General features: G+C 61.2%; 25 protein-coding genes, 1 tRNA gene and 1 pseudogene. 6 read left to right on the top strand and 21 right to left on the bottom strand.

What is annotated here, in order from left to right; genetic code table 11:
* Nucleotides 1-179: 179 nt before the first annotated feature.
* The 6 genes from AAFO90_RS18290 to AAFO90_RS18265 are packed head-to-tail and all read right to left on the bottom strand — an operon-like array spanning nucleotide 180 to nucleotide 6,043.
* Nucleotides 180-1,214 carry a phosphotransferase family protein gene (locus tag AAFO90_RS18290; RefSeq protein WP_347510291.1) on the bottom strand — a complete coding sequence of 345 codons (1,035 nt, stop codon included), beginning with the start codon at nucleotides 1,212-1,214 and terminating at the stop codon, nucleotides 180-182.
* An 11-nt stretch (nucleotides 1,215-1,225) separates the two neighbouring features.
* Nucleotides 1,226-1,876 (bottom strand): histidine phosphatase family protein, encoded by a 651-nt coding sequence (locus AAFO90_RS18285; RefSeq protein WP_347510290.1) that lies wholly within the window; start codon nucleotides 1,874-1,876, stop codon nucleotides 1,226-1,228.
* 3 nt (nucleotides 1,877-1,879) lie between these two features.
* The gene (locus AAFO90_RS18280; RefSeq protein WP_274839172.1) at nucleotides 1,880-2,890 is read right to left on the bottom strand and encodes a nitronate monooxygenase family protein; all 1,011 of its coding nucleotides are present in this window, start codon (nucleotides 2,888-2,890) and stop codon (nucleotides 1,880-1,882) included.
* 30 nt (nucleotides 2,891-2,920) lie between these two features.
* Nucleotides 2,921-3,736 (bottom strand): SDR family NAD(P)-dependent oxidoreductase, encoded by an 816-nt coding sequence (locus AAFO90_RS18275; protein WP_274828126.1) that lies wholly within the window; start codon nucleotides 3,734-3,736, stop codon nucleotides 2,921-2,923.
* Nucleotides 3,737-3,746: 10 nt separating this feature from the next.
* Nucleotides 3,747-4,862: an acyl-CoA dehydrogenase family protein gene (locus AAFO90_RS18270; protein WP_347510289.1), complete on the bottom strand. Its 1,116-nt coding sequence runs from the start codon at nucleotides 4,860-4,862 to the stop codon at nucleotides 3,747-3,749.
* 5 nt (nucleotides 4,863-4,867) lie between these two features.
* Nucleotides 4,868-6,043 (bottom strand): acyl-CoA dehydrogenase family protein, encoded by a 1,176-nt coding sequence (locus AAFO90_RS18265; RefSeq protein WP_347510288.1) that lies wholly within the window; start codon nucleotides 6,041-6,043, stop codon nucleotides 4,868-4,870.
* A 140-nt stretch (nucleotides 6,044-6,183) separates the two neighbouring features.
* On the opposite strand from AAFO90_RS18265, the gene AAFO90_RS18260 reads away from it, so the two are divergent.
* The 3 genes from AAFO90_RS18260 (at nucleotide 6,184) to AAFO90_RS18250 (ending at nucleotide 8,551) form a co-directional block, all read left to right on the top strand.
* A complete protein-coding gene (locus AAFO90_RS18260; protein WP_347510287.1) occupies nucleotides 6,184-7,179 on the top strand; it encodes an NADPH:quinone oxidoreductase family protein in 996 nt (331 codons plus the stop codon).
* 167 nt (nucleotides 7,180-7,346) lie between these two features.
* A complete protein-coding gene (gene aroQ / locus AAFO90_RS18255; RefSeq protein WP_347510286.1) occupies nucleotides 7,347-7,799 on the top strand; it encodes a type II 3-dehydroquinate dehydratase in 453 nt (150 codons plus the stop codon).
* Nucleotides 7,796-8,551: an autoinducer binding domain-containing protein gene (locus AAFO90_RS18250; protein ID WP_274837077.1), complete on the top strand. Its 756-nt coding sequence runs from the start codon at nucleotides 7,796-7,798 to the stop codon at nucleotides 8,549-8,551. Before aroQ ends, AAFO90_RS18250 begins: the two co-directional genes overlap by 4 nt.
* Nucleotides 8,552-8,985: 434 nt before the next feature.
* Here AAFO90_RS18250 and tsf read toward each other — a convergent pair whose 3' ends face one another.
* The 5 genes from tsf to AAFO90_RS18225 all read right to left on the bottom strand — a co-directional run bounded on the left by tsf (nucleotide 8,986) and on the right by AAFO90_RS18225 (nucleotide 12,756).
* The gene (gene tsf / locus AAFO90_RS18245; RefSeq protein WP_347510285.1) at nucleotides 8,986-9,861 is read right to left on the bottom strand and encodes a translation elongation factor Ts; all 876 of its coding nucleotides are present in this window, start codon (nucleotides 9,859-9,861) and stop codon (nucleotides 8,986-8,988) included.
* Between the two features lie 78 nt (nucleotides 9,862-9,939).
* Nucleotides 9,940-10,707, bottom strand: a complete 768-nt coding sequence (gene rpsB, locus AAFO90_RS18240; protein ID WP_065270300.1) for a 30S ribosomal protein S2 — start codon at nucleotides 10,705-10,707, stop codon at nucleotides 9,940-9,942.
* Nucleotides 10,708-10,863: 156 nt separating this feature from the next.
* Nucleotides 10,864-11,703, bottom strand: coding sequence for a lysophospholipid acyltransferase family protein (locus AAFO90_RS18235; protein ID WP_347510284.1), 840 nt, complete (start codon nucleotides 11,701-11,703; stop codon nucleotides 10,864-10,866).
* 7 nt (nucleotides 11,704-11,710) lie between these two features.
* On the bottom strand, nucleotides 11,711-12,469 hold the full coding sequence (locus tag AAFO90_RS18230) for a GNAT family N-acyltransferase (RefSeq protein ID WP_347510283.1): 759 nt from the start codon (nucleotides 12,467-12,469) through the stop codon (nucleotides 11,711-11,713).
* Nucleotides 12,470-12,573: 104 nt separating this feature from the next.
* Nucleotides 12,574-12,756, bottom strand: a complete 183-nt coding sequence (locus AAFO90_RS18225; protein WP_065270303.1) for a DUF3553 domain-containing protein — start codon at nucleotides 12,754-12,756, stop codon at nucleotides 12,574-12,576.
* A gap of 29 nt (nucleotides 12,757-12,785) precedes the next feature.
* Between AAFO90_RS18225 and AAFO90_RS18220 the strand changes: the two genes are divergently transcribed.
* Nucleotides 12,786-13,382 (top strand): histidine phosphotransferase family protein, encoded by a 597-nt coding sequence (locus tag AAFO90_RS18220; RefSeq protein WP_065270304.1) that lies wholly within the window; start codon nucleotides 12,786-12,788, stop codon nucleotides 13,380-13,382.
* A 65-nt stretch (nucleotides 13,383-13,447) separates the two neighbouring features.
* On the opposite strand, the gene AAFO90_RS18215 is transcribed toward AAFO90_RS18220, so the two are convergent.
* The 7 genes from AAFO90_RS18215 to AAFO90_RS18185 form a co-directional block, all read right to left on the bottom strand.
* The gene (locus AAFO90_RS18215; protein ID WP_347510282.1) at nucleotides 13,448-14,713 is read right to left on the bottom strand and encodes a glutamate-5-semialdehyde dehydrogenase; all 1,266 of its coding nucleotides are present in this window, start codon (nucleotides 14,711-14,713) and stop codon (nucleotides 13,448-13,450) included.
* Between the two features lie 73 nt (nucleotides 14,714-14,786).
* On the bottom strand, nucleotides 14,787-15,893 hold the full coding sequence (proB, locus tag AAFO90_RS18210) for a glutamate 5-kinase (RefSeq protein WP_347510281.1): 1,107 nt from the start codon (nucleotides 15,891-15,893) through the stop codon (nucleotides 14,787-14,789).
* On the bottom strand, nucleotides 15,881-16,915 hold the full coding sequence (gene obgE, locus AAFO90_RS18205) for a GTPase ObgE (protein WP_347510280.1): 1,035 nt from the start codon (nucleotides 16,913-16,915) through the stop codon (nucleotides 15,881-15,883). The genes proB and obgE overlap by 13 nt, the downstream gene beginning before the upstream one ends.
* Nucleotides 16,916-17,037: 122 nt before the next feature.
* Nucleotides 17,038-17,574: a GNAT family N-acetyltransferase gene (locus tag AAFO90_RS18200; protein WP_065270308.1), complete on the bottom strand. Its 537-nt coding sequence runs from the start codon at nucleotides 17,572-17,574 to the stop codon at nucleotides 17,038-17,040.
* A 256-nt stretch (nucleotides 17,575-17,830) separates the two neighbouring features.
* Nucleotides 17,831-18,100: a 50S ribosomal protein L27 gene (rpmA, locus tag AAFO90_RS18195; protein ID WP_065270309.1), complete on the bottom strand. Its 270-nt coding sequence runs from the start codon at nucleotides 18,098-18,100 to the stop codon at nucleotides 17,831-17,833.
* An 11-nt stretch (nucleotides 18,101-18,111) separates the two neighbouring features.
* Entirely contained in the window at nucleotides 18,112-18,708 is a 597-nt protein-coding gene (locus AAFO90_RS18190; RefSeq protein ID WP_065270310.1) for a 50S ribosomal protein L21, read from the bottom strand.
* A gap of 263 nt (nucleotides 18,709-18,971) precedes the next feature.
* The gene (locus tag AAFO90_RS18185) at nucleotides 18,972-19,823 is read right to left on the bottom strand and encodes a DUF2059 domain-containing protein (RefSeq protein ID WP_347510279.1); all 852 of its coding nucleotides are present in this window, start codon (nucleotides 19,821-19,823) and stop codon (nucleotides 18,972-18,974) included.
* 120 nt (nucleotides 19,824-19,943) lie between these two features.
* Between AAFO90_RS18185 and AAFO90_RS18180 the strand changes: the two genes are divergently transcribed.
* Both AAFO90_RS18180 and AAFO90_RS18175 read left to right on the top strand, forming a co-directional pair.
* Nucleotides 19,944-20,033: transfer RNA gene (locus tag AAFO90_RS18180), tRNA-Ser, on the top strand.
* Nucleotides 20,034-20,179: 146 nt separating this feature from the next.
* Nucleotides 20,180-21,469, top strand: a complete 1,290-nt coding sequence (locus tag AAFO90_RS18175) for a DUF6538 domain-containing protein (RefSeq protein WP_347510278.1) — start codon at nucleotides 20,180-20,182, stop codon at nucleotides 21,467-21,469.
* Here AAFO90_RS18175 and AAFO90_RS18170 read toward each other — a convergent pair.
* The 3 genes and pseudogenes from AAFO90_RS18170 to AAFO90_RS18160 all read right to left on the bottom strand — a co-directional run.
* Nucleotides 21,420-21,782, bottom strand: a complete 363-nt coding sequence (locus AAFO90_RS18170) for a hypothetical protein (protein ID WP_347510277.1) — start codon at nucleotides 21,780-21,782, stop codon at nucleotides 21,420-21,422. The genes AAFO90_RS18175 and AAFO90_RS18170 overlap by 50 nt on opposite strands.
* Nucleotides 21,783-22,828: 1,046 nt before the next feature.
* On the bottom strand, nucleotides 22,829-25,159 hold the full coding sequence (locus tag AAFO90_RS18165; RefSeq protein WP_347510276.1) for an AAA family ATPase: 2,331 nt from the start codon (nucleotides 25,157-25,159) through the stop codon (nucleotides 22,829-22,831).
* Between the two features lie 87 nt (nucleotides 25,160-25,246).
* Nucleotides 25,247-25,969 (bottom strand): annotated as a pseudogene (locus AAFO90_RS18160) (hypothetical protein); the annotation flags it as partial.

Genomic DNA, 25,969 nt, shown 5'->3' with positions numbered 1-25,969 from the left:
TTTGGCTACGGGTCGAGTGTTAAGAGATACGTAAAACCACGCAAGTCGTTGGCCCGCCGCGTGTAAAAATCAGAAATTCTTGAAAAACGGCCGCCAAGACTGGCGACCTCTATAAGACCGCAAAGCGGCGAGCAGCCATGCGGCAGCGGCAAGTGACCCGCCCTGCCCAGCGTGTCGCCTTACTTGGTGCTGCTCAGTGCGTTGAGTCCACTTTGCGCGAAGATGGGAACAAAATCTCCCAACTTGCGCGCGCGTTCCGGATTCGATGCGTTGCCATCCAGCGCGCGTTTCAGGACCCCTTGAAGAATGCCCGCCATCCGGAAAAAGCTGAACGAGAGATAGAAGCCGAAGTTGTCGATCTCCGGCAGGCCACGGCGGCGGCAATAGGCCTCGATGAACTCCTGATCCGACGGCAGGCCAAGCGCCTTGCGATCCAGACCGGCCAATCCGCGCCCCTCTTGTCCCGGCGGCATCTGCCACTGCATGATCACACCCGCCAGATCGGCATAGGGATGTCCGATGGTCGAAAGCTCCCAATCCAGCACCGCAAGGCAGCGCGGCTCATCGGCGCTGAAGATCATATTGTCGATGCGGTAATCGCCATGGACCAGACCGCGCTGACCGTCATCGGCGGGCATCTGTTCCTCAAGGGACTTCATCAGTTCGTCCATCTCTGGGATGGTCCGGGTTTCCGAGGCTTTGTATTGCTTGGTCCAACGGCCCAGCTGACGTTCGAAATAGTTGCCGGGCGGCCCATAGTCCGAAAGCCCCACCGCGTCGACATCGACGTCATGCAGCGCCGCGAGCACCCGGTTCATATCGTCGATCACTGCGCCGCGGGTGGCGGGATCGGTATCGCCCATCACCGGATCGGTGAAATTGCGCCCCGCAACGTGGTCCATGATGTAGAAGGCCGATCCGATCACGCTGTCGTCCTCGCACAGCAGATGCATCCGGGCCACCGGCACATCGGTATCCGCGAGCGCCTTTTGCACCCGGAATTCGCGGTCCACCGCATGGGCAGATTTCAGCAAAACCCCCGGCGGCTTGCGCCGCAGCACGTATTGCCCCGCTGGCGTTTTAATCAGGAAGGTCGGGTTCGACTGTCCGGTTGCGAATTTTTGCACCTCGACCGCGCCGTCAAAGCCGGGAAGACGTCCATCAAGAAAAGTCCGGATTGCATCAATGTCCAGGGTCTGGGTATCGCTGCTCATCTCTTGCTCCTTCAGCTATAGCTCATCAGCTTTGCGCGCTCTGCATCATGAAAGTGCGGTACTGAATTGAATTCATGCAGGAAAAACTTACCCCTTCCGGAAATGAACCGGGTCAGGGAGGTGTTTTTGACCTGCAGGTTCAGGGCAATCATCTGGCTGTCCGGAACCTGCAACGTGGCGGCGACAAGCCGGGCAATTACCCCGCCGGAACTCACCACCAAGACACGTTCGGCCTCTGTTTCTGCCGCATGTTGACGCGCGGCCTCAACCCGCGCGATGAACTCTGCCCAACTTTCCGAGGCACCGGACACGCCGCCCTGCTGCCATTCTGCAAGTGTCTCGCGCAGGGCGCGAAAATGGGTTTTGCGGTCCTGGATCACCTCGGATGGGGCCTGCCCGCCGAACCGGCTGTGCAGCAAATCGTGGAAATCATATTCATTCCAGCCTGCATGCTCTTCCGGGGCGACGTCAAATCCCATTTCCTGCAACGTCTGTTTCTGCCGTGCCAGAGAGCCGGTGATGGCGCGATCCGGGGTCCAGCCCATCGCCCGCAGGGTATCGCCCAACAGGCGCCCCTGATTGCGGCCCTTTTCGCTCAACTCATCGTAGTTGTCCGCACCGAAAGAGGCTTGCCCGTGCCGGACCACAAGAATTTCTGCCATGGGTCAGCCTGTAAACTCTGCCGCCAGCCGCGCCCCTGCGGCGCGGTATTCGCGGTCGAAACGGTCCACCAGATCCGCAGTCGAGCAAACCTCGGTCACCGCGCCGATGCCTTGCCCGGACCCCCAGATCTCTTTCCAAGCCTTTGGTTTGGACGACCCGCTGCCAAAGTTCATCGAGGAGGCATCCGCCGTCGGCAGGTTGTCCGGGTCCATACCTGCACGGGACACGGATTTCTTTAGATAGTTCCCCCAAACCCCGGTAAACAAAGAGGAATAGACAATATCCTCGGCGCCGGATTCGACGATCATGTCCTTGTATTCGCTTTGGGCGTTTGCCTCATGCGTGGCGATAAAGGGCGAGCCGGCATAGCCGAAATCGGCGCCCATGGCACGCGCTGCCAACAGGGACTCGCCCGTCGCAATGGCGCCCGACAAGGCCAGTGGACCATCGAACCAGCTGCGGATCTCGCGGATCAGGGCAAAGGGCGATTGCTGCCCGGCGTGGCCACCGGCACCGGCGGCCACGGCCACCAGACCGTCGGCGCCTTTTTCGATCGCCTTCTTGGCAAAGCGGTTGTTAATCACATCGTGCAGCACCACGCCGCCGCAGGAATGTGCTGCCTCGTTCACCTCGGGGCGCGCGCCAAGAGAGGTGATCCACACGGGAACCTTCCAGCGGGTGCAGATCTCCAGATCCCGTTCCAGCCGGGTATTGGACCGGTGCACGATCTGATTGACCGCAAAGGGCGCTGCCGGACGGTCCGGGTTTTCCTGATTGTGGCGGTCCAGCTCTTCGGTGATCTGCTTAAGCCAGGCCTCCAGTAATGGCGGCTCACCCTCAGCTTCGCGTGCGTTCAGCGCCGGAAAGGCCCCGATGATCCCAGCCTTGCACTGGGCGATCACCAGCTCCGGCACCGAAATGATAAACAGCGGCGATGCGATCAACGGAATTCGCAATCCACGCAGGGCAGCTGGCAGGTGATCCTCATTCCGGGACCAGGTGGCGTCAGTCATCTTTTAACCTCAAGTCTTTGTTTTTATGCGTTAATCGAGCGCGCTTTGGAACAGGTTGTGCCCCGACATCACATTGATACCGCCGGATACGGGGATGACTGCGCCGGTGACGTAGGACCCACCGCGCCCGGCTAGAAACAGCACGCAGCCGGCGATGTCATCGTCCCGCCCGACGCGGCCGAGCGGCACATCATTGCCGACCTTTTCACGCTTCTCCTCATCGCCAGTGGCAAAGGCGGTCATCCGCGACACAAACGGCCCCGGTGCCAGCGCATTGACGGTGACGTGCTGATGGGCCAGCTCCTTGGCCAGGATTTTGGACATATGGATCACCGCGGCCTTTGACGCGGCATAGCTGTAGGCGCCATCACCCATCGGGATTTCTCCCATGACCGAACCGACGTTGATCACCCGCGCCGGATCATCCGCATCCGAGGAGGCAATCAGCAGCGGCAGCAGTTTTTGTGTCAGATCGAAGACCCCTGCGACGTTGACCGACATCACCTTTTCCCAGGCCTGATGGGGAAACTGCCCCAGTGGCGCGCCCCAGGTCACCCCGGAATTGTTCATCAGAATATGCAGCGCAGGTGCGCGGGTCTTGATTTCCTCAACCAGCGCATCGATCCCTTCGACCGTGCCGATATCGGCGGCAAAACCTTCGGCCGATCCCGGCGCATCCATCGCGTTCAGCTCTTCTGCGACCGCGACGCAGGCGTCGCCTTTCCGCGATGCGATCAGCACCCGTGCCCCGGCCCGCACCATCGCCTCGGCTGCCATGCGGCCAATACCCGTGGCGCCGCCGGTGATCAGGGCGGTTTTGCCCTCCAGTGAAAACAGATCCATCATATCGTATCCTTTAAAATCCGCGCAGCTGCGCCACCTGGGCGGCGTGGTAGCCGTAATCGCCCAGCCACTCTGCCGCGACGCGGGCGCGTTTCATATAGAATCCCATGTCATAGGCGTCGGTCATGCCGATCCCGCCATGCATCTGGACGCCTTCGCGCGCCGCCAACTGCGCAGTATCTGTGGCGCGTGCCTTGGCCACCGATACAGCGAGTGTGGCAGCCTCAGGATCGGCGTCCAGCATCCGGCCCGCCTGCAGCACGGCCGAGGTTGTCAGCTCGATCTCGCACCACAGATGCGCGGCGCGGTGTTGCAAGGCTTGAAAACTGGCGATGGTGACGCCGAACTGCTTGCGCACTTTCAAGTATTCGGTGGTCATGGCAAACGCCGCCTGCGCCAGCCCGGTGCTTTCGGCGGCAAGCGCAGCCTGCCCGGCCTCCAGCCCATAACGCAACAGCGCCGCGCCATCCCCGGCAGCGCCGAGCAATTCGTCGCCCGAAACGGCAACATCATCAAACTCGAGCCGCGCCGCGTCGCGGCTGTCGATCATCGCAGATACGTTGCGCCTCAGCCCCGCGCGGTCTGCTGGCAGATCAAACAAGCACGGGCCGTCCTCGCTTTGCGCCAGAACCAGCACGTGATCGGCATTCCCTCCATCCACGACGAAGCGTTTTTCGCCCTTCAGGACGTAGCCGTTGCCCCGCTTTTCTGCAGTGAGCTCAATGCGCTCCGGGTTGAACTTGGAGCCTTCATCGACAGCAATGGCATAGGTCCGCGCGCCGCTGGCAATCTGCGCCAGCGCAGCCTGACATCGTGGATCATCAAGCCGCCGCAACACCGTCGCCGCCATGACCGCCGTACTCAGGAACGGACTGACGGCAAGCGTCCGGCCCATTTCACCTGCCAGCACATGGGCGGCGGCATGCCCCATGTCAGCGCCGCCTGCGCTTTCCGGGACCAAAATCCCGGCCCAGCCCGCATCGACCATTTCCTGCCATAAGGCATCGTCGCGGGTCTGGTTGGCGTCGCGCAACTCCCGCAGGCGCGAGACTGGAGCGGATCTGTCCAAAAGCCCCCGGGCGGCTTCCTGCAGCATGATTTCTTCTTCAGTTTGAATGAGTTTCAGCATCAGTCTTACCCCGGAAGCCCCAGAATGCGGCGGGAAATGATCGACAGCATCACCTCGGAGGTGCCGCCCTCGATCGAGTTCGCCTTGGTGCGCAGCCAGGAGGGCGCACGCCCGTCATCCCAGTCCAGTGCATCGCTGCCGCCTGCGGCCATCACCAGTTCCAGTCGGCGTTTGTTGAGTTCGGTTCCGGCATATTTCAGCATCGCAGAGGCATCACCGACGCCCTGCCCGCCTTCAGCCTGATCCTTGTAGCGTTCCAGCGTCATCTCCATCGCCAATGCGTCGACTTCCGTGCGCATCGCGTCGGCGCGCAGCACCGGATCGCTTTGGCCGGTTTCCGCATCGGCCAGAACCGCTCCCAGCGCCCGGCCCGCGCCCATGGTCTGCCCACCGGCGCTGATCATCTCGCGTTCGTGAGTCAGCAGGTATTTGGCCACGTCCCAGCCCCGATTCACGTCCCCGACCACCTGAGATTTCGGCACCTCGACGTCATCAAAGAAGGTTTCGCAAAATGGCGAGGCGCCGGAAATCAGCCGGATCGGACGGGTCGAAACCCCTTTTGAACTCATATCCATCAGGATAAAGGAAATGCCCTTATGCTTGGGCGCGTCGCGGTCGGTGCGCAGCAGTGCAAAGATCCAATCGGCCTTGTCCGCATAGGAGGTCCAGATCTTCTGCCCATTGACCAGCCAGTGATCGCCTCGATCCTCGGCCCGGGACTGAACCCCAGCAAGATCAGAACCCGCGCCCGGCTCAGAATAACCCTGACACCAACGGATTTCACCGCGGGCAATGGGCGGCAGGTAGGTTTGCTTCTGCTCTTCGCTGCCGAACTTCAAAAGGGCCGGACCAAGCATCCAGATTCCGAAACTATCAAGGGGTGAGCGCGCGCCTAGCTCGGCCATTTCCTCTTTCAGGACCTTGTCCTGCGCTCGGGACAGGCCTGCGCCGCCATAGGCACGCGGCCAGGTTGGAACCGTCAGTCCGGCAGCAGCGCAGCGATCCAGCCAGAGTTTCTGCGCGGGAGAGGAAAACTCCCAAGTCTTGCCGCCCCAGCAGATGGCACCTTCGCCACTGGCGCCATCGCGCATTTCGTCGGGGCAATTCTCCTCCAGCCATGCCCGGATTTGCTTGCGAAACTCAGGTGTATCCGCAAACTCCGGCTGTGTACTCGTGGTCATGATCTCCCCCCATGGTTCCACTCGGCTCGTGATGTTTCACATAGCAGAATTGCATTTCGCTATTCCATTGACAACGCTCCAGACAGCCCCAAGACTTTACGTAATTTTGGCATCTGACACTGGTGGGAAGAGGAAAAAACATGAAAGCAATGCTCAGCATCGAGCCCGGCGGACCCGAGAGTCTGACATGGACAGAGCTACCGGACCCGGCGCCCGCCAAGGGGGAATTGTTGGTAGAAATCCGTGCCGCCGGCGTCAATTTTCCCGACACGCTGATCATTCAGGACCTCTATCAGATGAAGCCCCCGCGCCCCTTTGCGCCCGGCGGTGAAATCGCCGGAGTGGTCGCCGCCATTGGTGAGGGTGTCGAAGGCTACGCCATTGGGGATAGGGTTCTGGCACTGACAGGCCATGGTGGATTTGCGACCCATCGCTGCATCGACGCAGCGCAGGCGATCCGTATTCCCGACGCGATGCCGTTTGAGGACGCCGCCTGTTTCGTTTTTACCTATGGCACATCCTATCACGCGCTGAAGGACCGCGCGCATATGAAACCGGGCGAAAGCCTTTTGATCCTGGGGGCTGCCGGCGGTGTCGGCGTGGCTGCCATCGAACTGGGCAAAGGGATGGGCGCCAAGGTGATCGCGGCGGTGTCTTCGGACGACAAGGCTGCCTTCTGCCGCGAGGTTGGAGCGGATGAAACGCTGGTCTACGGTCGCAGCCTCGACAAGGGCCAGCAGAAAGAGTTTTCGTCTCAGATCAAATCCTTGTCGGGAAAAGATGGTGTTGATGTAGTCTATGACTCCGTGGGCGGCGCCTATTCTGAACCAGCCTTGCGGGCGGTGGCCTGGGAAGGCCGGTTTCTGGTCGTTGGCTTCCCGGCCGGCATCGCGCAAATCCCAATGAACCTGCCGCTTCTCAAAGGTTGTGATATCGTAGGCGTGTTCTGGGGGGCCTCTGTCTATCGTGACCCCAAGGGCCATGCAGAAAACATGGCTGAATTGTTCGTCCTTTACGAGCAGGGCAAGATCAAACCACGTATCAGCGAAACCCTGAAGATGCAGGATGCTGCTACTGCGCTGAACATGGTTCAGGACCGCAAGGCGCTGGGTAAAATCGTGCTGACCAACGATTAACATTTGGGGTGCAGCACCACAGGAGGCCGGATGATGGCGCTGCACCTTCCCCCAAGTAAACTCTCTGTAACAAAGTAGGAACACGTTCAAAAAGGCGCATATACGCCGTCGCTTTTAATAAAGTTCTCCTGTAGTTTCCGGGACATGAACTGCACAAGGATGATGCGATGCGCAGTATTCTGATCCTCAATGGTCCGAATCTTAATCTTCTGGGGACGCGCCAGCCGGAAGTCTACGGACGGGAAACTCTGGAAATGGCCGAAGCAGCCTGCGTTGCCCATGCCAGATCGCAGGGCCTTGAGGCTGTCTGCCTGCAATCCAATCACGAAGGTGTGTTGCTGGATGCCATTCATGCGGCGCGCGGCACCCATTCCGGGATCATCCTGAACGCTGGCGCGTACACGCATACGTCAATTGCGCTAATGGACGCTCTCTTTTCGGTTGAAATTCCGGCCGTGGAGGTCCACCTATCCAATATCCACGCCCGCGAAGAGTTTCGCCACAGGTCATATATCTCGCGTGCCGTCATCGGCCAGATTTGCGGTTTTGGAACACAGGGGTATTTGTTTGCCATCGATGCCCTAGCCAAGCATTTTGAACGAGAGGCGGAGCCTGAATGAACCTTTCTGACTATCTGCATTTCGTGTGCGGGGCCAAGACGCTCGAAGAGCTGTGGCATGGGCACGTGGATCAGATGGCAAAGTTCGAATTTGACAGGCTGATTTACGGATACACTCGCTACAAGACAGAAACCTCTCTGGGGGATCCGGAAGATTTTGTCGTGCTGTCCAACCATTCGCCGGAGTACCTGAACGGGTTCCTGCACCGGGGCCTTTATTCCAGCGCGCCGATGCTGCGCTGGGCACTGGAAAACGAAGGCGCCGGCAGCTGGCATCTGATTCAGAGGATGATCGAGAATGGTGAGCTTGGCCCGGATGGCGAACGGGTGCTGGAGTTCAACAGAAAGATGAAGATGAACGCGGGCTATACGGTCAGCTTTCATTCCAATTCGGCGCGTTTCAAAGGTGCGATCTCGCTGGCTGCACGCAGTGAGCTGTCCCAGGACGAGGTCGATGCGATCTGGGTTGAACACGGCAGCGATATCATCCTGATGAACAACGTGGCGCATCTGAAAATCCTCACCCTGCCCTATAGCCCTCCGAACCGGGCCCTCACCAAACGTCAACGGGAAGCGCTGCAATGGGTCGGAGATGGCAAGACGACGCAGGACATCGCGATCCTCATGGGCCTGACCCCGGCCACGGTCGAAAAGCACCTGCGCCTGGCCCGGGACGCGCTGGCAGTGGAGACAACGGCCCAGGCCGTCCTCAAGGCAGCCTTGCACAACCAGATGTATGTGATGGAATCCTGACGGCATCCCCCCTACCCGGCCCGCCTATTGTGAGTTTCCGCTGGGGAGGTTTAAGCCTGCCAGACGCTAAAGAGCGTCAAATAGGTAAGGAATACACTACTACCGATTTCGTACAAAAAAACGCAGTCTGTAAATGTTCCGTGAGTGGTGGCTTTAGCCTAGGAACTTTGGGAAACGACCCTTGTAATACCAAGGCTCTCCGACCTGTGTGGTTGCCGACGCTTATACTCAGCGTCGGTGATCATGTTTTTGGGGTCCCATCCATCCCTATCAGTGGGGCCCCATATTCCCCGATCACATCCCCTATTCGCCCTGGGCTGGCTCAGACGTTCCTCGCTCTGAGACACGATCCTCTACCCCATCAAAGTGCTCCAGAAACGCAAAAGAGGCCGGTAGGTTTCCCCACCGGCCCCTTTAAAGTCTGTCTAGGCAGATTAGCCCTGAGCCGCTTTTGCGACTTCAGCTGCGAAATCTTCTTTTTCGACTTCGATGCCTTCGCCAACCTCAACACGGATGAAACCGGTCACGGTGGCGCCAGCTTCCTTGGCAGCGGCTTCGACGGTCAGGTCGGGATTCACGACGAACTGCTGGTTCAGCAGGGTCGATTCCGCAACGAATTTCTTCATGCGGCCAACGATCATCTTCTCGATCACCTGCTCCGGCTTGCCGGATTCACGGGCGATGTCCATCTGAACTTGCTTCTCTTTCTCGACAACCGCCGGGTCCATATCAGCTTCGCTCAGGGCAGCGGGGTTAACCGCGGCGATGTGCATTGCAACCTGCTTGCCAAAGGCTTCGTCGCCACCGGTCATTGCAACCAGGACACCGATTTTGCCCATGCCGTCAGCGGCAGCGTTGTGCACGTAGGACACAACAGTTTCGCCTTCGATCTTGGCCATCCGGCGCAGGGTCATGTTTTCGCCGATGGTGGCGATCTTGTCGGTCAGGGTGTCAGCAACGGATTTACCACCCAGATCGGCCGCGTTCAGACCGTCGACGCCATCAACGCTCAGAGCTGCCTTGGCGATGCCGGCAACCATTTCCTGGAATTCGCCGTTCTTCGCAACGAAGTCGGTTTCCGAGTTCACTTCAACGGCGACGCCCTTGCCACCTTCGACGACGACAGCGACCAGGCCTTCGGCTGCGGTGCGGCCGGATTTCTTGGCGGCTTTAGCGAGACCTTTGGTGCGCAGCCAGTCGACGGCTGCTTCCATGTCGCCATTGGTTTCGGTCAGCGCTTTTTTGGCGTCCATCATGCCGGCGCCGGTCGAGTCGCGCAGTTCTTTCACGAGTGCTGCTGTGATTGCCATGTTAGGCTCTCCTCAAATCGAAACGGAATTGGGGCAGGAAATACCCTGCCCCTGATGTCAAATCTGTGACAGGCAGGATCAGGCCTGAGCTTCCTCGGAAACAGCTTCCTCTTCGGGAGCTTCTTCCAGGGCGCCAAGGTCAACACCAGCTGCACCCAGCTGTGCGGACATGCCATCCAGCGCAGCGCGGGCAACCAGATCGCAGTACAGAGCGATGGCGCGGGATGCGTCGTCGTTGCCGGGGATGATGTAGTCGACGCCATCGGGCGAGCAGTTGGTATCGACGATTGCCACAACCGGGATACCCAGTTTCTTGGCTTCGGCGATGGCCAGCGCTTCTTTTTTCACGTCGATGACGAACAGCAGGTCCGGCACGCCGCCCATTTCGCGGATCCCGCCGAGCGAGGCCTGCAGTTTGGTCTGGTCACGTTCCATGCCCAGGCGCTCTTTCTTGGTGAGGCCTTCGGCACCGGTTTCCATCTTCTCGTCGATTTCCTTCAGACGGTTGATCGACTGGGAAACGGTTTTCCAGTTGGTGAGCGTGCCGCCCAGCCAACGGTGGTTCATGTAGTACTGAGCCGACTTCTCTGCCGCGTCTGCAATCGGCTGAGCCGCCTGACGCTTGGTGCCGACGAACAGGATACGGCCGCCTTTTGCAACGGTGTCACGAACAACCTGCAGAGCCTGGTCCAGCATCGGAACGGTCTGGGTGAGGTCCATGATGTGGATGCCGTTGCGCGCGCCATAGATGAAGGGCGACATGCGCGGGTTCCAGCGCTGAGTCTGGTGGCCGAAGTGAACGCCAGCTTCGAGCAGCTGACGCATGGTGAACTCGGGAAGAGCCATGCTATCTTTTCCTTTTCCGGTTTAATCCTCGGCGGGGGTCTCAGAGCGGATGCTCCAACCGGCGGGCCGTTGGGGATGTCTCCCCCAAATCGGCCCAAACCCCGCCTGCGGGTTCGATGGCGCGCGTATAAGTCACCTTTGACAGGGGCGCAAGGCTTATTTCGCTGCCTTTGCCCGCAACTGCTCATGGCCTGCGCGCACTTGGGCCTCGCAGGCCGCCGCCAGATCTTTGCGATTTGAAAAATCAGCAACGCGTAGCGGCGGGTGGTACATCAGCTCAACTCGGCCTTGTCGGATTGCGGCGAGGGTCTTCAGCAGATGCGGCCCAAACTCCATATCACCCCACCAGCCATAGAACCGGTCCGGCGCACCGCTGGGGGCGAAGAACACCACCGATACCGGCTGGACATGCATGAAATCGCGCAGGTGGTCACTAAAGAACGCGGCGAAGAGTGTTGTTTTGAATGGCAAAACCCTGAGGCCATCGGTCGAGGTGCCTTCAGGAAAGAACAACAGCTTGTGCCCGGCCTTCAGGCGCTCTTCGAACAGCAGGGTTTGCTCTTTGGCTTTCTTGGGGTTGCGGTCGATGAACACGGTTCCGGTCGCCCGCGCCAGCCAACCGATGCCGGGCCACCCTGCGACCTCGGCCTTGGAGACGAAATAAATCCGCTTGCGCGCGTTGAGCGCAAAAATATCCAGCCAGGACGTATGGTTGGCCACGACGGCCCCGCGCTGCTGCATGAGGGCGCCGGTGGTGGAAAACCCCATACCCAGCACCCGGAAGGCATTGCGGCAGACGAATTGGGTAATGAAAGGCGTCACGGGGCGGTGCAGCCCACACAGCGGATATTCGATCAGCCGTACCAGCAGCAGAACAAGTAGCCCACCAAATACCAGCGTTCCAAGCACCAGAACCCGAAAGCACACCAGCGCCCACCCGAGCGGACCGATCCGCACCGGATCAGGCGCCTCATCACTGTGCCAAACCGGGCTCATCGCAGGCTCATGCGCCCCCGCCGCCGGTATAGATCCGCTTCTGACGCGCGTTCATCCGCTCGGTATCCAGAACCAGACAGACGTCCGTGGTGTTGAATGTGTGGTCAACAAATGCGCCGTCGCCGACAAAACCGCCCAGACGCAGGTAGGCCTTGATCAGCGCTGGCATATCCACCATCGCCTTGCGCCGGTCCAGTTGCTGCGGATCAATTAGATCCATTGGCTGGTAAACGCGCGAACGCACCCGCAGATCCGGCGGCGCAAGATGGTTGTGATGCAGCATCGTCAAAGAGGCAGCCAGGTCCTGCGCGTCGGTACCGGGGAAGCTGGCGACGCCAAACAGAACCTCTATCTCATGCGCGGCAACGTATTGCGCCAGACCGTTCCACAGGTGGAACATCCCCGCGCCGCCGCGATACTCCGGGTGCAGGCAGGACCGGCCCAGTTCCAGCAACCTGCGGCCCGAGGATTTGAGCGGTGTCAGATCATACTCATCCTCGGAATAGAACTGCCCGACTTCTGCTGCGCGGTCGCTGGTCAGCAGGCGATAGACGCCCACCACCTGATCGCTGCTGGTGTCCGTCAGCAGCATATGATCGAAAAACGGGTCAAACCGATCACGTTCAAGCCCGGCCGCGTGATCGACAAGTTCCCCATCTCCGCCCAGCTCGGTCACAAAAACCTGATACCTCAGTGCCTGCGCCGCGCGCAGATCTTCTTTGGTCCGGGCCAGGCGCACAGAGAAGTCGGAAGGGGTGTCAGGCATCGGAATTCTCGGTGGTCGAAGCTGCCCTGCAGATAGCGTATCTGCTTTGAAACAGGCAAGAGTTTAACAAAACCGAAATGGGTTTATTAACTGGCCGTAAACCATTATGGCTCAAACACTGGAACAAGGGCCACTTGGCGTCCATCGAACACGAGCTTGCCCTGGTCCCGAAAATTGACGGTGATTTTGCCTGCGGCATTGGACTGTACCTGCCCGAGCCCCCATTCCGGGTGTTCCGGGTGTTTCACGTACATGCCCGGCGAAAGGATTGCATTGAGGTCAGTCATTTGAATTGGCCCAATTCGGAGGATATTACATGGCTGTAGATAATGAAGATCTGCCTGCATTGATAGGGTCGCGGATCTGCCACGATCTTATCAGCCCTATCGGCGCCATCAACAACGGCCTTGAACTGCTTGGAATGTCAGGCGAAGTTTCCGGTCCCGAGATGGAGCTGATTTCCGACAGCGTGACCAATGCCAATGCCCGCATCCGGTTTTTCCGCATTGCCTTTGGCGCCGCAGGTGATCAGCAGATGGGCCGCGCCGAGGTTGTTTCGGTTCTGGATGACGTCAGTAAGGGCGGGCGGCTCAGCTACCAGTGGGCCCCTCTCGAAGGATCCAGCCGCAGTGAGGTCCGCATGGCCTTCCTTGCCGCGCTCTGCTTGGAAAGCGCCCTGCCCTATGGCGGTACCATCACCGTGCTTTGCGCGGATGGGCATTGGACCGTCATCGGCGAAGGTCCGAAACTGAATGTGGATGATGCGCTCTGGGCGCGCCTCAGCGATGACAACGCAGAGGTGAAGATCTCCCCCGCGCAGGTCCAGTTCGCGATGCTGCCCTACGCCGCAAAGCAGGCAGAGCGGGACCTGAAGGTCGAGCAGGCGCTGGAAAAGATCTCGATCTTCTTCTGATTCAAACGATTTTTAGAATAGAAAACGCCACCCAAGCGGGTGGCGTTTTGCGTTTCATTTGGACCTCAGGCGCGCGTGGTTCCGTCGCCGCGCACCAGATATTTGAAACTGGTCAACTGCGCCGCGCCCACCGGACCACGGGCGTGCATCTTGCCGGTTGCGATACCGATTTCCGCGCCCATGCCGAACTCACCACCATCGGCAAACTGGGTCGAGGCATTGTGCATCAGGATGGCACTGTCGAGTTCGGCAAAGAACTGATCCACAGCCGCCTCATCCTCGGTCAGGATGCAATCGGTATGCTGGGAATGATGCGTCCGGATATAGGCGATTGCCTCGTCGATATCGGCGACCTGACGGGCCGAGATGATGGCGTCCAGATGCTCTTTACCCCAATCCTCGGATGTGGCGACAACCATGTTCCCGGGGCCAGGCAGACCTTCCTCAGCGTGGATTTCGACGCCAGCTGTAGCCAAGGCAGTCAGGACATCCTTGCCGACGGTTTCGGCGATGTCCTGATGGATCAGCAGACATTCGGCGGCGCCGCAGATCCCGGTGCGCCGGGTTTTCGCGTTCAGCACCACGTCCAGCGCCTTTTGCGGGTCGGCAGATTTGTCGAGATAGATATGTACGATGCCTTCGAGATGGGCAAAGACCGGCACCCGCGCTTCGCGCTGCACCAGCCCAACTAGCCCTTTGCCGCCGCGGGGCACGATCACGTCGACGTAATCGGTCATGGTCAGCAATTCCTGCACCGCCGCGCGGTCACGGGTCGGCACCAACTGCACCGCGGTTTCCGGCAGATCCGCCGCCTTCAGCCCTTCGGCAAGGCAGGCATGGATGGCACGCGCCGAATGGAAGCTTTCAGAGCCGCCGCGCAGGATCACCGCATTGCCGGATTTCAGGCACAGCGCGCCGGCATCCGCTGTCACATTGGGACGGCTTTCATAGATCACTCCGATCACGCCCAGAGGCGTCCGGACCCGCTGAATCCGAAGGCCCGAGGGCTGCGTCCATTCCTCCAGCACCTCACCCACCGGATCACTCTGACCTGCCACGGCGCGCAAGCCATCGACGATGCCCTGAATACGCGCCTCATCCAGCATCAGCCGGTCCATCATGGCCGGCGAAAGCCCTTTGGAGCGCCCGAACTCCATATCCTTTTCATTGGCGGCAATGATCTGGTCACGCTGCTGCCAGACCGCATCTGCTGCGGCCAGAAGGGCCTTTTCCTTGCGTTCGGCACTGGCTGTGGCCAGTTTTTCCGCAGCTTTCCTTGCATTTTTGCCAAGCTCAGCCATCAGAGCCTGAATATCATCGGTGTCTTTCATCGGTATCATGCCTTTGACGTCCTCGGGTCACAGACTACTGCGAACCGCGAGGGAAATTCCATAAAGAAGAAGATCAGAAGGCGATGTCGTCCCGGTGGATCAATGCGGCCCGGCCCGGATAGCCAAGCGTCGCTTCGATCTCGGCCGACTGGCGCCCCTGAATGGCGCGGGCCTCGTCACCGGTATAGCGCGACAAGCCCTGCCCCAGTTTGCGCCCGTCTGGGCCGAGGATGGCCAGCGGTTCCCCGCGGCCAAAGTCCCCCTCTACATAGCGCACCCCGGCAGGCAGCAGGCTGTTGCCGTTCATCAGGGCGTTGGCGGCCCCTTCGTCAATCGTGATCACGCCGCGCGTCTTCATCGCTGCGATCCAGCGTTTGCGCGCGGCTTGCGGATCGCCCTGCGCCACGAACCAGGTACAGAGAACACCGTCCTCTAGCGCTTTCAGTGGGTTAAGGGCCGAACCTTCAGTGATCACCATGGCGCAACCGGCCGCCGTGGCCATCTTGGCCGCCATCAATTTTGTTATCATGCCACCTTTGGACAGGCCCGACACCCCGTCGCCGGCCATGGCTTCGATCTCGGGTGTGATCTCTTCGATCCGGTCGAACCGGCGGGCCTCGGGATCGATCGCGGGGTTGGCGCTGTAGAACCCATCGACATCCGACAACAGGACCAGCGTATCTGCCCCGACGGTTACAGCGACCTGCGCCGCCAGCCTGTCGTTGTCGCCATAACGGATCTCGTCGGTGGCGATGGTGTCATTCTCGTTGACGATGGGCACCGCGCCCAGACCAATCAGGGTTTCCAGCGTCGCCCGGGAATTCAGGTACCTGCGCCGGTCCGAACTGTCCTCCAGCGTGACCAGCACCTGCGCGGTGGTGATCCCATGCGGTGCCAGCGCTTCCTCATAGGCACGAGCAAGGCGGATCTGGCCCACCGCAGCAGCGGCCTGAGATTGCTCCAGCGGCAATTCGCGGCGCGGCAGATCGAGCACCCCGCGCCCCAGCGCGATCGAGCCGGAGGAGACGATCACCACATCCTTGCCCAGCGATTTAAGCCAGGCCACGTCATTGGCAAGGGAATGCAGCCAGCCAGAGCGCAGTTGACCGCTGGCTCGGTCTACCAACAGCGCCGAGCCGATCTTGATGACGATGCGCCGGGCGTCGCTCAGGGCTGCCACGTCTCTTCCTCTTCCTCGGGCTTCAAACGCAGGCGATCCTCTTTGATCTGGCTGCGAAGGGTGCGCAGCACGTCGGTCAACCCGTGGCGGCTGACGCCAGACATCAGATGCACCGGCCCGCCGACGGCCGCCTCGAGGGCGGCATGCGCCGCGGCGCGCTCCTCGTCATCCAGCGCGTCCACCTTGTTCAGCGCAGTGATCCGAGGCTTTTCCGCCAACTCGCCGCCATAGGCTTCGAGCTCTCCAACGATGGTGTGGTAATCCTCGACCAGCGTTTCCGAGGTGCCGTCCACCAGATGCAGCAGCACCGCGCAGCGTTCCACATGGCCCAGGAACCGGTCACCGATCCCGCGTCCCTCATGGGCGCCTTCGATCAGGCCCGGAATATCGGCAACCACGAATTCAGCGTTATCAACGCCAACCACGCCAAGGTTCGGATGCAGGGTGGTAAAGGGATAATCGGCAATCTTGGGCCGCGCGTTGGAGGTCGCCGACAGGAAGGTCGATTTTCCCGCATTCGGCAAACCCAGCAGGCCGGCATCCGCGATCAGTTTCAGTCGCAGCCAGATGGTGCGCTCGACGCCTTCCTGACCGGGATTTGCACGGCGCGGCGCCTGGTTCACCGAGGTTTTGAAATGCAGGTTGCCAAAGCCGCCATTGCCGCCCTTGGCCAGCAGCACACGCTGGCCGAGTTCAGTCATATCCGCCAGTACGGTTTCTTCATCCTCATCCAGAATTTCGGTGCCGACCGGCACCCGCAGGATGATATCGTCGCCATCCTTGCCGGTGCGCTGACGCCCCATGCCGGATTGACCGTTCTTGGCAAAGAAATGCTGCTGGTAGCGGAAGTCGATCAGGGTGTTGAGCCCGTCCACGGCCTCAACCCAGACCGAGCCGCCCTTGCCACCGTCGCCACCATCGGGGCCACCGTGTTCGATGTATTTCTCACGCCGGAAGCTGATACACCCGTTTCCGCCTGCGCCGGAGCGAATATAGACCTTTGCCAGATCGAGGAATTTCATGTCAGCTCCTTCGTGCAGATCGCCGGGCGGCGGCTCCGCAGCTTTCGATTGTGGACAGGGGCATTGAGCACCCCATGCCATGGTTTTGCGATTGGCTTATCCCATTGGGGAAGAGCCGCCAATCACTGTTTTCTGCTGTAGGTCCAGGTCGGCACGGTCGAGTCCCGGGCCACGCAGAAAGTCTCTGCATCACCAAGATATTCGAACCCGCAATGGATCAGGACCCGGGCCGAGGCCGGATTGTCCTGAAACACCGAGGCAAACATCGCAGCATTGCCCAAGGGATTGGCCTGCACGAGCGCCTCAAGGGCTTCGGAGGCCAAGCCGGTGTTCCAGAACGCCGGTGCGATCCAGAAGCCAACTTCGGACTGGTTGCGGTCCATCCGCTTCAGCCCAATTACGCCCTTCAGCTCATCTCCGCCCGACGGGGTGCCGTCGATGGCCCAGATGTCCTCCTCGCGATCCGGAGCCATGGCGCGGGCCACATAGGCCTCGACAGCGCCGGGGGGCAACGGATGCGGGATCGAGGTGGTCATCCGCGCCACCCGTTCATCCCCCGCGTAATGCGCGATCAGACCCGCGTCCGATTTGCGCAGCGGACGCAGCAAAAACCGCTCTGTCTCGATGACCGGTTGCTGGTCTGTCTGATCCAAACTCATTGCCTTGCTCCTCCTCAAAAGACCAATCGTTGATCGGCGACCGGTACGGCCTTTCCGGGAAAGCACCAAGATAGGTGCTGATCTGCCTGACGCCAGCCCCGGGCTGCAAATTCGTCCGGTTGGGAGCGTTTCCTTCCGGGACCACCCCGGAGCACCCTGCCCGTCGGACATCATTTGCGGATTACTGGTTAAAACGAAAAAGGGGACCGGCTCTATCACCGATCCCCTCAATATTTTCTGCCACTTCGGGTTCGGCTTACTCAGCGGCCTCCGCCACTGGGAGAACCGAAATAAAGGTACGGCCTTTAAGGCCCTTGTGGAAGGTCACAGCACCGTCGGTGGTTGCAAAGATGGTGTGATCTTTGCCCAGACCAACGCCTTCGCCCGGCCAAAACTTGGTGCCGCGCTGACGTACGATGATGTTGCCTGCGATGGCCGCCTGGCCACCATACAGTTTCACGCCAAGGCGGCGACCGGCTGAGTCGCGGCCGTTACGGGAGGAACCGCCAGCTTTCTTATGTGCCATTGTCTATCTCCTTAGCCTTTAGCCAGATCTTTGGCTTGCTCAACCCATTCGGGCTTCACTTTGATGGCGTCGATAGCAGCAATATCGTCTGCCGACAAGGCCGCGATCTGTGCGAAGCTGGTCAGACCAGCGTCGTTCAGCTTTGTTGCGGCGGCAGGGCCGACGCCGGTCAGCTTGGTCAGATCGTCGGAACCGGCAGCAGCGGGTGCCGCGGCTTTCTTGGCGGCCGGAGCAGCAGCGGCAGGTGCGGTTGCGCCTTTGCCGGTTGCAGCTTTTACGCCGGATTTGTCCGCGCCCGACGCCAGGATGTCGGTGATCTTGACCAGAGTCAGCTTCTGACGGTGGCCTTTGGTGCGCTTGGACGAGTGCTTACGACGACGCTTGACGAAATGGATCAGCTTTTCGCCTTTGATCTGATCGATCACTTCGGCCTGAACCGCAGCACCGTCAACAAAGGGAGCGCCGACCACGGGGGCGTCGCCACCGAGCATCAGAACATCGTTGAACTGGATTTTTTCGCCAGCATCTGCAGCAAGTTTCTCAACGCGGAGCACGTCGCCCGCCTGAACCTTGTACTGCTTGCCGCCAGTCTTGAGGACCGCAAACATGTGCGTCTTTCCTTTTTCAACCGCGTCCTTCGGCCCCTGAACTTCAGGTGTTTCGGCATTTGGTGTTTAAACCTTTGCCGCCTCGAACAGCGCGACCCTTGTACGGGCCGTATTACAAATAGACCCGGCACAGTGATTCCGGGCCGGGATGGGCGCTTTTTATCCAGAAAGTGGCTCATGTCAACCACTGATTGCCGCCCCGATACATGTCGTGCGCCGGGCCGGAGGGAAAAGGGTGACAGGGCCGCCCGGAACTGGCGCGCCTAGATGTCTTCGCCCTGCCCCAACCCCTTCATCTGGTAGGCCAGCGCCTCGAACCGGTTGGCGGTGATCTCATACTGTACTGCATTCAGCAGTTCATAGACCTCTTGCATCAGCGGCGTTTCCAGCGCCCGTACATAAGAACGGACCTCTTCATCGGAAAAATCTTGATAGGCATAGGCGGATGACGCCATGCTGGAGGCCCTAAGCGCCATCCGCATGCCCGGCGCCTGCTCCTGCTGCCAGGCCCGCAAGCCGTCGGCATCCAATTGCAAATCAATCACCCCGGCAGCACTGGCCGCCATCAGGAACCGGAACTGGATCTGCTGGATTGCTTTGACACCGGTATCTGCGGCATCAACCGCCTTGGTCATACGCTGAAGGAGCGCCAGCCTGTCAGCCCCGTCCTGAACCAGATCAGCTATGATACGCTGCCCGGCGATTTGCTTGGTCTCGTCATCCTCAACCATATGGGCGGCATTTTCGGCTGCGACCAACCGTTGCCCCAGATCGCTGGCGTAAAAGGCTGCCGCGTGATCCAGCGCCGCGTCGTCCAGCGTTTCAACAAGAATATCCAGTGCCAGCGCCCGCATCCGGTCTGTATCAAAGACACGGGCGGCCAGACGGGTCCACTCCTGCCCAAAATCCCCGGCCTCAAGCCCGAGCATCTCAGGCGCGCTTTCGGCGGAGAGCGCAATACTGTCCAGCGCCACGTCGAATCCAGTGACCTCAAGAAAAGCGGTCACTTCAGCACGGTCAGCGGCCCTGGCCGGAGACAGAAGCCCGGATGCAAAGACGCCAATGAACAGCGCAGCACAAAGCGGCGCCAGCGGTTTTAGAAGAGAATGTGTCATACCCACGAATCTATGGGAAATTGTCTGACAGACAATGAAAAATCGACTTTCCCTCAAGAAGTTGAAAATCCCCCCTTGCGCCCATCAGAATTCAACATTAAACCGCCGCTCACCCCCCGCGGAGAGGTGCCGGAGTGGTCGAACGGGGCGGTCTCGAAAACCGTTGTTCCTTCACGGGAACCCAGGGTTCGAATCCCTGTCTCTCCGCCACTTGCTTAAGGGCAAGACAAGAAATTTCCGCAGCTTATTCAGCCACTTAATGGGTGTATGGCGCCCTGACCTGCCTGCGGGTCCCTTGAAATTTCCAGATTTCGCTACACATCTTGCTACACAATGGGCAGATGTGGAGGGGTGAGATGCAGCTGATGATGCGGGGGAAGACGTGGCACTTGCGGCGGCGCGTGCCGGCCCGGTTTGCCTCGGTGGAGCCGCGACGTGAGGTCTGGGTCTCGCTCAAGACCGACTCGCGCCAGCAGGCCTCTAAGAAGGCCCCCGCGGTCTGGGATAGTCTCGTTGCGGGCTGGGAGGCGCAGATGGCGGGCCGGTCTGAGGATGGGGTCGCCCGGCTGGAGGCCGCGCGCGCCATCGCTGCCAGCCATGGACTGAGCTACAAGCCAGTCCGCGACCTCGAGGATCTGCCGCTGGAAGACCTGCTCGCACGGGTGGAGGTGCTGCAGCGGCGCGACGGCACGCTGAACGCGGTCGCAGCCCCGGCCGTGCTTGGGGCGGTGAAGGTGCCGTCGATGACCGTTTCCGAGGCTCTGTCGGAGTACTGGGCGCTGACGCCCGACCGGGTGCTTGGCAAGAGCGCCGACCAGAGGCGCCGCTGGGAGAATCCAAGGAAAAAGGCTGTCCGGAACTTTGTTGACGTTGTCGGCGACCGCCCGATCGCCGGGCTCACGCGGGCCGATTTCCTCGACTTCCGGTCTTGGTGGCTGGAACGGATCGCGGAGGAGAATCTGACGCCCAACAGCGCCAACAAGGACCTGATCCACCTGTCCGATGTTCTTCGGACCGTGGACGAGCTGAAGGGGCTTGATCTCGACCTGCCCCTGCACAAGTTGACCCTGAAAGAGGGCGATAAGGCAGAGCGGATCCCCTTCTCGGATAGCTGGATCCGGGAGAAGCTGCTGGCCGATGGGGCGCTTGCCGGCATGAATGACGAGGCCCGCGCGATCCTGGTCGGGATGATCAATACGGGCTACCGCCCCTCCGAGGCGGCAGGGCTGACGGCCGGCCGGATCCGGCTCGACCACGAGGTGCCTCACCTGGTGATCGCCTCGGACGAGACCCGCCAGATCAAGAACAAGACCTCCCGGCGCGAGATTCCGCTGACCGGGGTCAGTCTCGAGGTCTTCCGGGCGTTTCCGTCGGGCTTTCCCCATTACCGCGAAAAGCCTGCGACCCTGTCGGCAACGGTGAACAAGTACCTGCGCGAAAACGGTCTGATGGAGAGCGAAAGGCACGTCATGTACAGCCTCAGGCACAGCTTCGAGGACCGGATGCTGCGGGGCCGGATCGATGAGAGGATCAGGCGAGAGCTGATGGGCCACTCGCTGGGCCGCCAAAAATACGGCCAAGGCGGCGGGCTGGCCTTCAAGGCTGCGGAGCTGGCCCGGGTCGCGATCGGGGGGACTTTTCCCTGAGGACGGCCCGGGCGCGCTCGAGGGCGGCGCGGCGGGTGTCCAGCTTGTCGCGTTCGGTTTCGAGGCGGAGGAAGATCGGCAGATAGGCCTCGTCATGTTCCAGCAGCTCGGCCACCACGCGCAGGGCGTTCTCGATGCGCTCTTCGAGGGTTTTTTGAGTGTGCGGCTGACGGCCGACCGGTTGGGCGGTTGCGGTGGTGCTGAAATGGTGGTCGGCACGGCCTGTCGCGTGGGTTGCAGAGCGCATATCATCCCGCGGCGCAGACTTTGCGCCACCCAGTTCTTCGATATGCCGCTCCCGGTCGCGTGCCATGAGCCGCGGTCTCCCTTGCGGTGTCGGCCATTCCGGCGCCGCTCATCGATCTGATCATCCTGTTGCGGGGTGGCCCCGCGTCTCTGAGGTTGATGTAGACTCGGAATTTCGGTTTGGGGGATTTCGGCCGTGCCGAGTGGGGGACGGCGTCGGGTTTATGTGGATAACCTTAGCTGGGGCGCTGCAGCCGTGGCCTGCCGCCCGGCCCGTAGCGGCCTTCCCCGCCCCGGCTGGCCCGCTCTTTGGGATCGAGCTGACGGGATCGCGCGCACGAACGTCTCATTCAGAATTCGGCATGCACTGATCTGTCCCGCCCGCCCGTGGGCGCGGGCGGGTTGCCTGCGGTGCTCTGTTCGGTTGTTAAGGTGACCACCCCAAACCGACCTGTTCGTCCTGACATGTGGCCATCCGGAACGTTTACGTGGACAACCATGCGCTGCCTCGCTTCGGCCCCGTTCAAGTGGGGTCGAAGAGGTCCAGCTGCCGCTTATCGCAAGGCTGGCTCGCACGCTTCTTAGTCCGCCGGGTCGGGGTGAAATCGATTGCGGTGAACTTCCCGTCTCCAGCCTGAGCGCGCCCGGCGTCATCAGGCACGCGCCCCTCGCACAGGCCTTTGGCGTAAAGCTTCAAGTCGTTGCTGCGCTCCAAAGGCACCCACACAGACAGTCGGACAAGACCAGTCGCCCTCTTGCGGTCCGCCGAGGCGGCGCTGTGAATGCGATGTGAGGCTCGGTACTCCGACGCGGATTTTCTGCGCTTTGGGTCCTGATCGCTCCTCTTTGAACCGCTCTTGGTCTCCTTGGCCATGACGCCTCCGCTTTGGTCAAAACAAAACCAAGCATTCTGCTGATGGACGGCGCGTTCTGTGCCTGACGGCGAACCTAAGTCATGTAGCGGCCTTGCGCTACGCCTCCTCAGCCCACGCCCTGCGAAACATGTGGATACGTCCCCGTTCAGCACGATTGACGCCGCAGAAATCCATCCAAACCGCCTCAGCGCTGATGTGTGCGCTCAGGTTGGCGATGACCTGAGCGCTGACCTCGGCGCTATCCGGCACTCGCACTATCGCCCCAGGGCGCGACGTCGGCTTTCCGCCTGACGCGTGCGATGAACGCCGCAAGCTCCGGTCCCGAGAGCACCCCGGCCGCGTCAAGTGCGTCCGCCATCTCTGCGAGAAGGGCCCTATGGGCGGTCAGGATCTTGCTCGCGCGGGTTTCGGCGTTGCGCAGATGGGTCTCGACCCTCGCCCGAAGGCCGGTGTCGTCGCGCAGGCGCGCTTCGATCCCCTCGATCGGCCCCTGCCAGATCAGCGATGTTCCCAGACCCCATGAAGCTTCAAGCGCCGTCGCAAGCCGGGTCGCCGTGGCGAGATCCGAGCCCGGATCTCCGCCAGACCCGGCCGAAACCTGTCCGAGCAGGAGCCGCTCGGCCGCGCGCCCGGCCATGCTGATAGCGAGTTGGGCTTCGATCGCCGCACGGTCCTCACCCGTCCGGTGCAGGCTGGTCGCCGTGACACCGCCGTCGGACTGGATCGCAAGCATGGCCACATCGGCGCGTCCCGTCGCGGCGCTGACGATGGCATGGCCTGCTTCGTGCACGGCTACGATCCTGCGAAGCGTCTTTGGCAACGGGGGCCGGAGCTCATTGATCGCATCAGTCAAATCGGCCAGTCTCAGCGCGCGTCGTGCCTGGCGGGCCCGGCCGCGGGCGGCGCGGACCGCGGCCGCGATATCCGCGCCGGACATGCCGAGCGCGGCCTGCGCGACACCGGTCAGGTCTGCATCTGCGAGGTCGAGTCCGAGATGCCAGCGGAGCACCTGGGGGAGAAGCGTGTGGTCCGGATGCGGCAGGCGGAGGATCCGGTCGAACCTGCCCGCCCGCGTGATGGCCCTGTCCAGCTTTTCAAGATGATTCGTCGCCGCCATCACGATCACGCCCTCGTGGCCATGGTACCCGTCGAGCAGGTCGATCAGTGCCGTGACGATGAAATCCGTGTACGCGCTGTTGTGGTCCGTCCGCCGGTTCCGGTCCCCGAATGCATCGATTTCATCAATAAACAGCAGGGCGGGCGCCTGCTCGGCGGCCGTGGCGAAGGCGGTGCGCATCGCTTTGATCATGTCGCTCGAGCGCGCGCTTTCGGACGACCATTGCGCCACGGATCCCGCGACGACAGCGATGTCGACTTCTTGCCCGATGAGCCTGGCAAGCTGTGTCTTTCCCGATCCGGGCTGGCCGACGAGAAGCGGCCCGCGCGCGACATCGGTCCAGGAAATCTTGCCCGCCTGCCAATCACGCAGATCCGAGATCATCTGTTCGATCGGAACCCTGACCGTGTCCGGCATAGGAAAAGCGGACCAGCCCGCCCCTTCGACCGGGGTCGGATTCAGTGCTTCGGCGATCGCCGTCACCGCGGTCTCGGGATCCGGTGCGCGCAGGGCAAGGGTGAGCCGGTCTGGATCCAGACGCGAGACGCGGGCGTCCATGGGAAGGGCGGCGAGCGCGTCGCAAGCCCCCCGACCGGTATAGGCGTGTTCCAGCAGGACGGACAGCATCTCGCGATCAAGGGGTGTGAGAGGGATCACCTTCGGCCTCAGATCGTGCAATGCGCGGGGTGCGGTGCCCGCGACAGGAGCGATCAGCACCACTGGCTTGCCCGTTTCCAGCGCGCGGCGCATCGTGTCAGAGTAAGCGCCGAGCGTGCGGTGCCGATCCGGCCCAGTCGCCTTCACCGCGTCCACGGCGTAAATGAAGTCAGGTGCAGTCAGGGCCACGGGAAAGAGGCTCGGTTCGGCCACGATCTGCTCCAACACCTTCCGGACCGTCTGGTCCAAGGCGGCGCTGCCGGTCGCCAGCAAGGTGAGCGCGCCGTGCGTGCCGAGTGCGGTGGCCATCGCACTCGCACTTCCGAAGCTGGCGGCGATCCGGATCGCTGCCAGAAGGGTTACCGCTGCCGGGCGCCATACAGTGCATGTATCCTGTCTGGCGGGTGGACAGCACGGAAGCACCGGGCCGAATTCCGTCGCCTGTTCGATCTGGTCAAGAAGATCGTCGACACTATCGCCAAGGGTCCAGTCCGCGTGACGACCGGCATCGGCATCGGTGTCGCGCCGGGTCTTGGGGACGGATGACACGGGAGTCGCATTATCGGCGTGATATGCGCGTGCCGGGTCGCCAGCTTCATCTGCGCTGTCCTTTGCAGGCAGGGTTACACGCGAGCCGGCCCAGCTGCTGCCCTTGAGGGCTCCGAGGATCGCCAGAGCAAATGGTTGCCAGGCCAGTTCCCCGCGCACGGTGGCAAACGCCGGGCCTGCGGGGTTGGCTTCGACGGTAGTCTTTGTGGAAGGCTGGGGGAAGGGTCTCGATACGGTCGCGGTCATAGCATTCTCCTGACGTCGGACAAAGGGGAGAGGAGCCCCGCCGCGATGTGCGGCGGGCCTGATGATCTAAGAGATGGACGGGCTTGGTCAGGCGGGCGGGTGCGCCGCCTCGATGCGGTCCAGGTGGTCCATGATCAGATCGAAGGCAAATGCTTCGTAGACTTCGGATCGCACGTTGAGGATACCGGCATAGACCTCGGGAGGAACCACCACGTCGGGGTGATGCCGCCTGAGAGTCGCATGAAGGGCGGCCTCCTGCGCGCGGGCGACATGGCCGGAAGCCATGGGGAGGACCCTCACGAGGTCCATCTTGGCGCTGCGCGGAAGGCCGAGCTGGTGTTTCATGCGTTTCATCGGGGTCTTGGAGAAGCCCAACTTCAGCAGATGGAGGCCACGCGACGTCATCTCGATCCGCAGCAGATAGATGAAGGATGGGTTGCTGTTCCATGCGCCTCCACAGGAGGCACATTGGACCTGCCCCCATGAGAGGTTGACGCGGGCAATACGTTGAACATTCCCGCAGCTATGGCGATACAGACGATAGTTGGCGCTGCCCTGCGGATCGCGTCCCAGCCGCTCCCAGCCCCTACGGGTTGCCTCGTCCCGTTCCCGTTTGAGCAGGCACTTCTCGCAACGCACATCGGTTTTGCGGGCAGCGACCCGTTCGATGAATTCAAACTGGCGTCTAAGAGCCCGATTTGAAACTAATTGAGTGAGTTCAGGAGGTTGTGTTTCTGTTCGGGTACGACACTGAACGGAGACCACGATGGCCTGGACCGAACTCACCCGCAGCCAGCATGCCCGTGAGGG

Source organism: Phaeobacter sp. CAU 1743 (genome assembly GCF_039839315.1).
Lineage (GTDB): Bacteria > Pseudomonadota > Alphaproteobacteria > Rhodobacterales > Rhodobacteraceae > Phycobacter > Phycobacter gallaeciensis_A.
The sequence above is the reverse complement of the archived record's forward strand: the minus strand, read 5'-3'. Positions and strand labels throughout refer to the sequence as shown.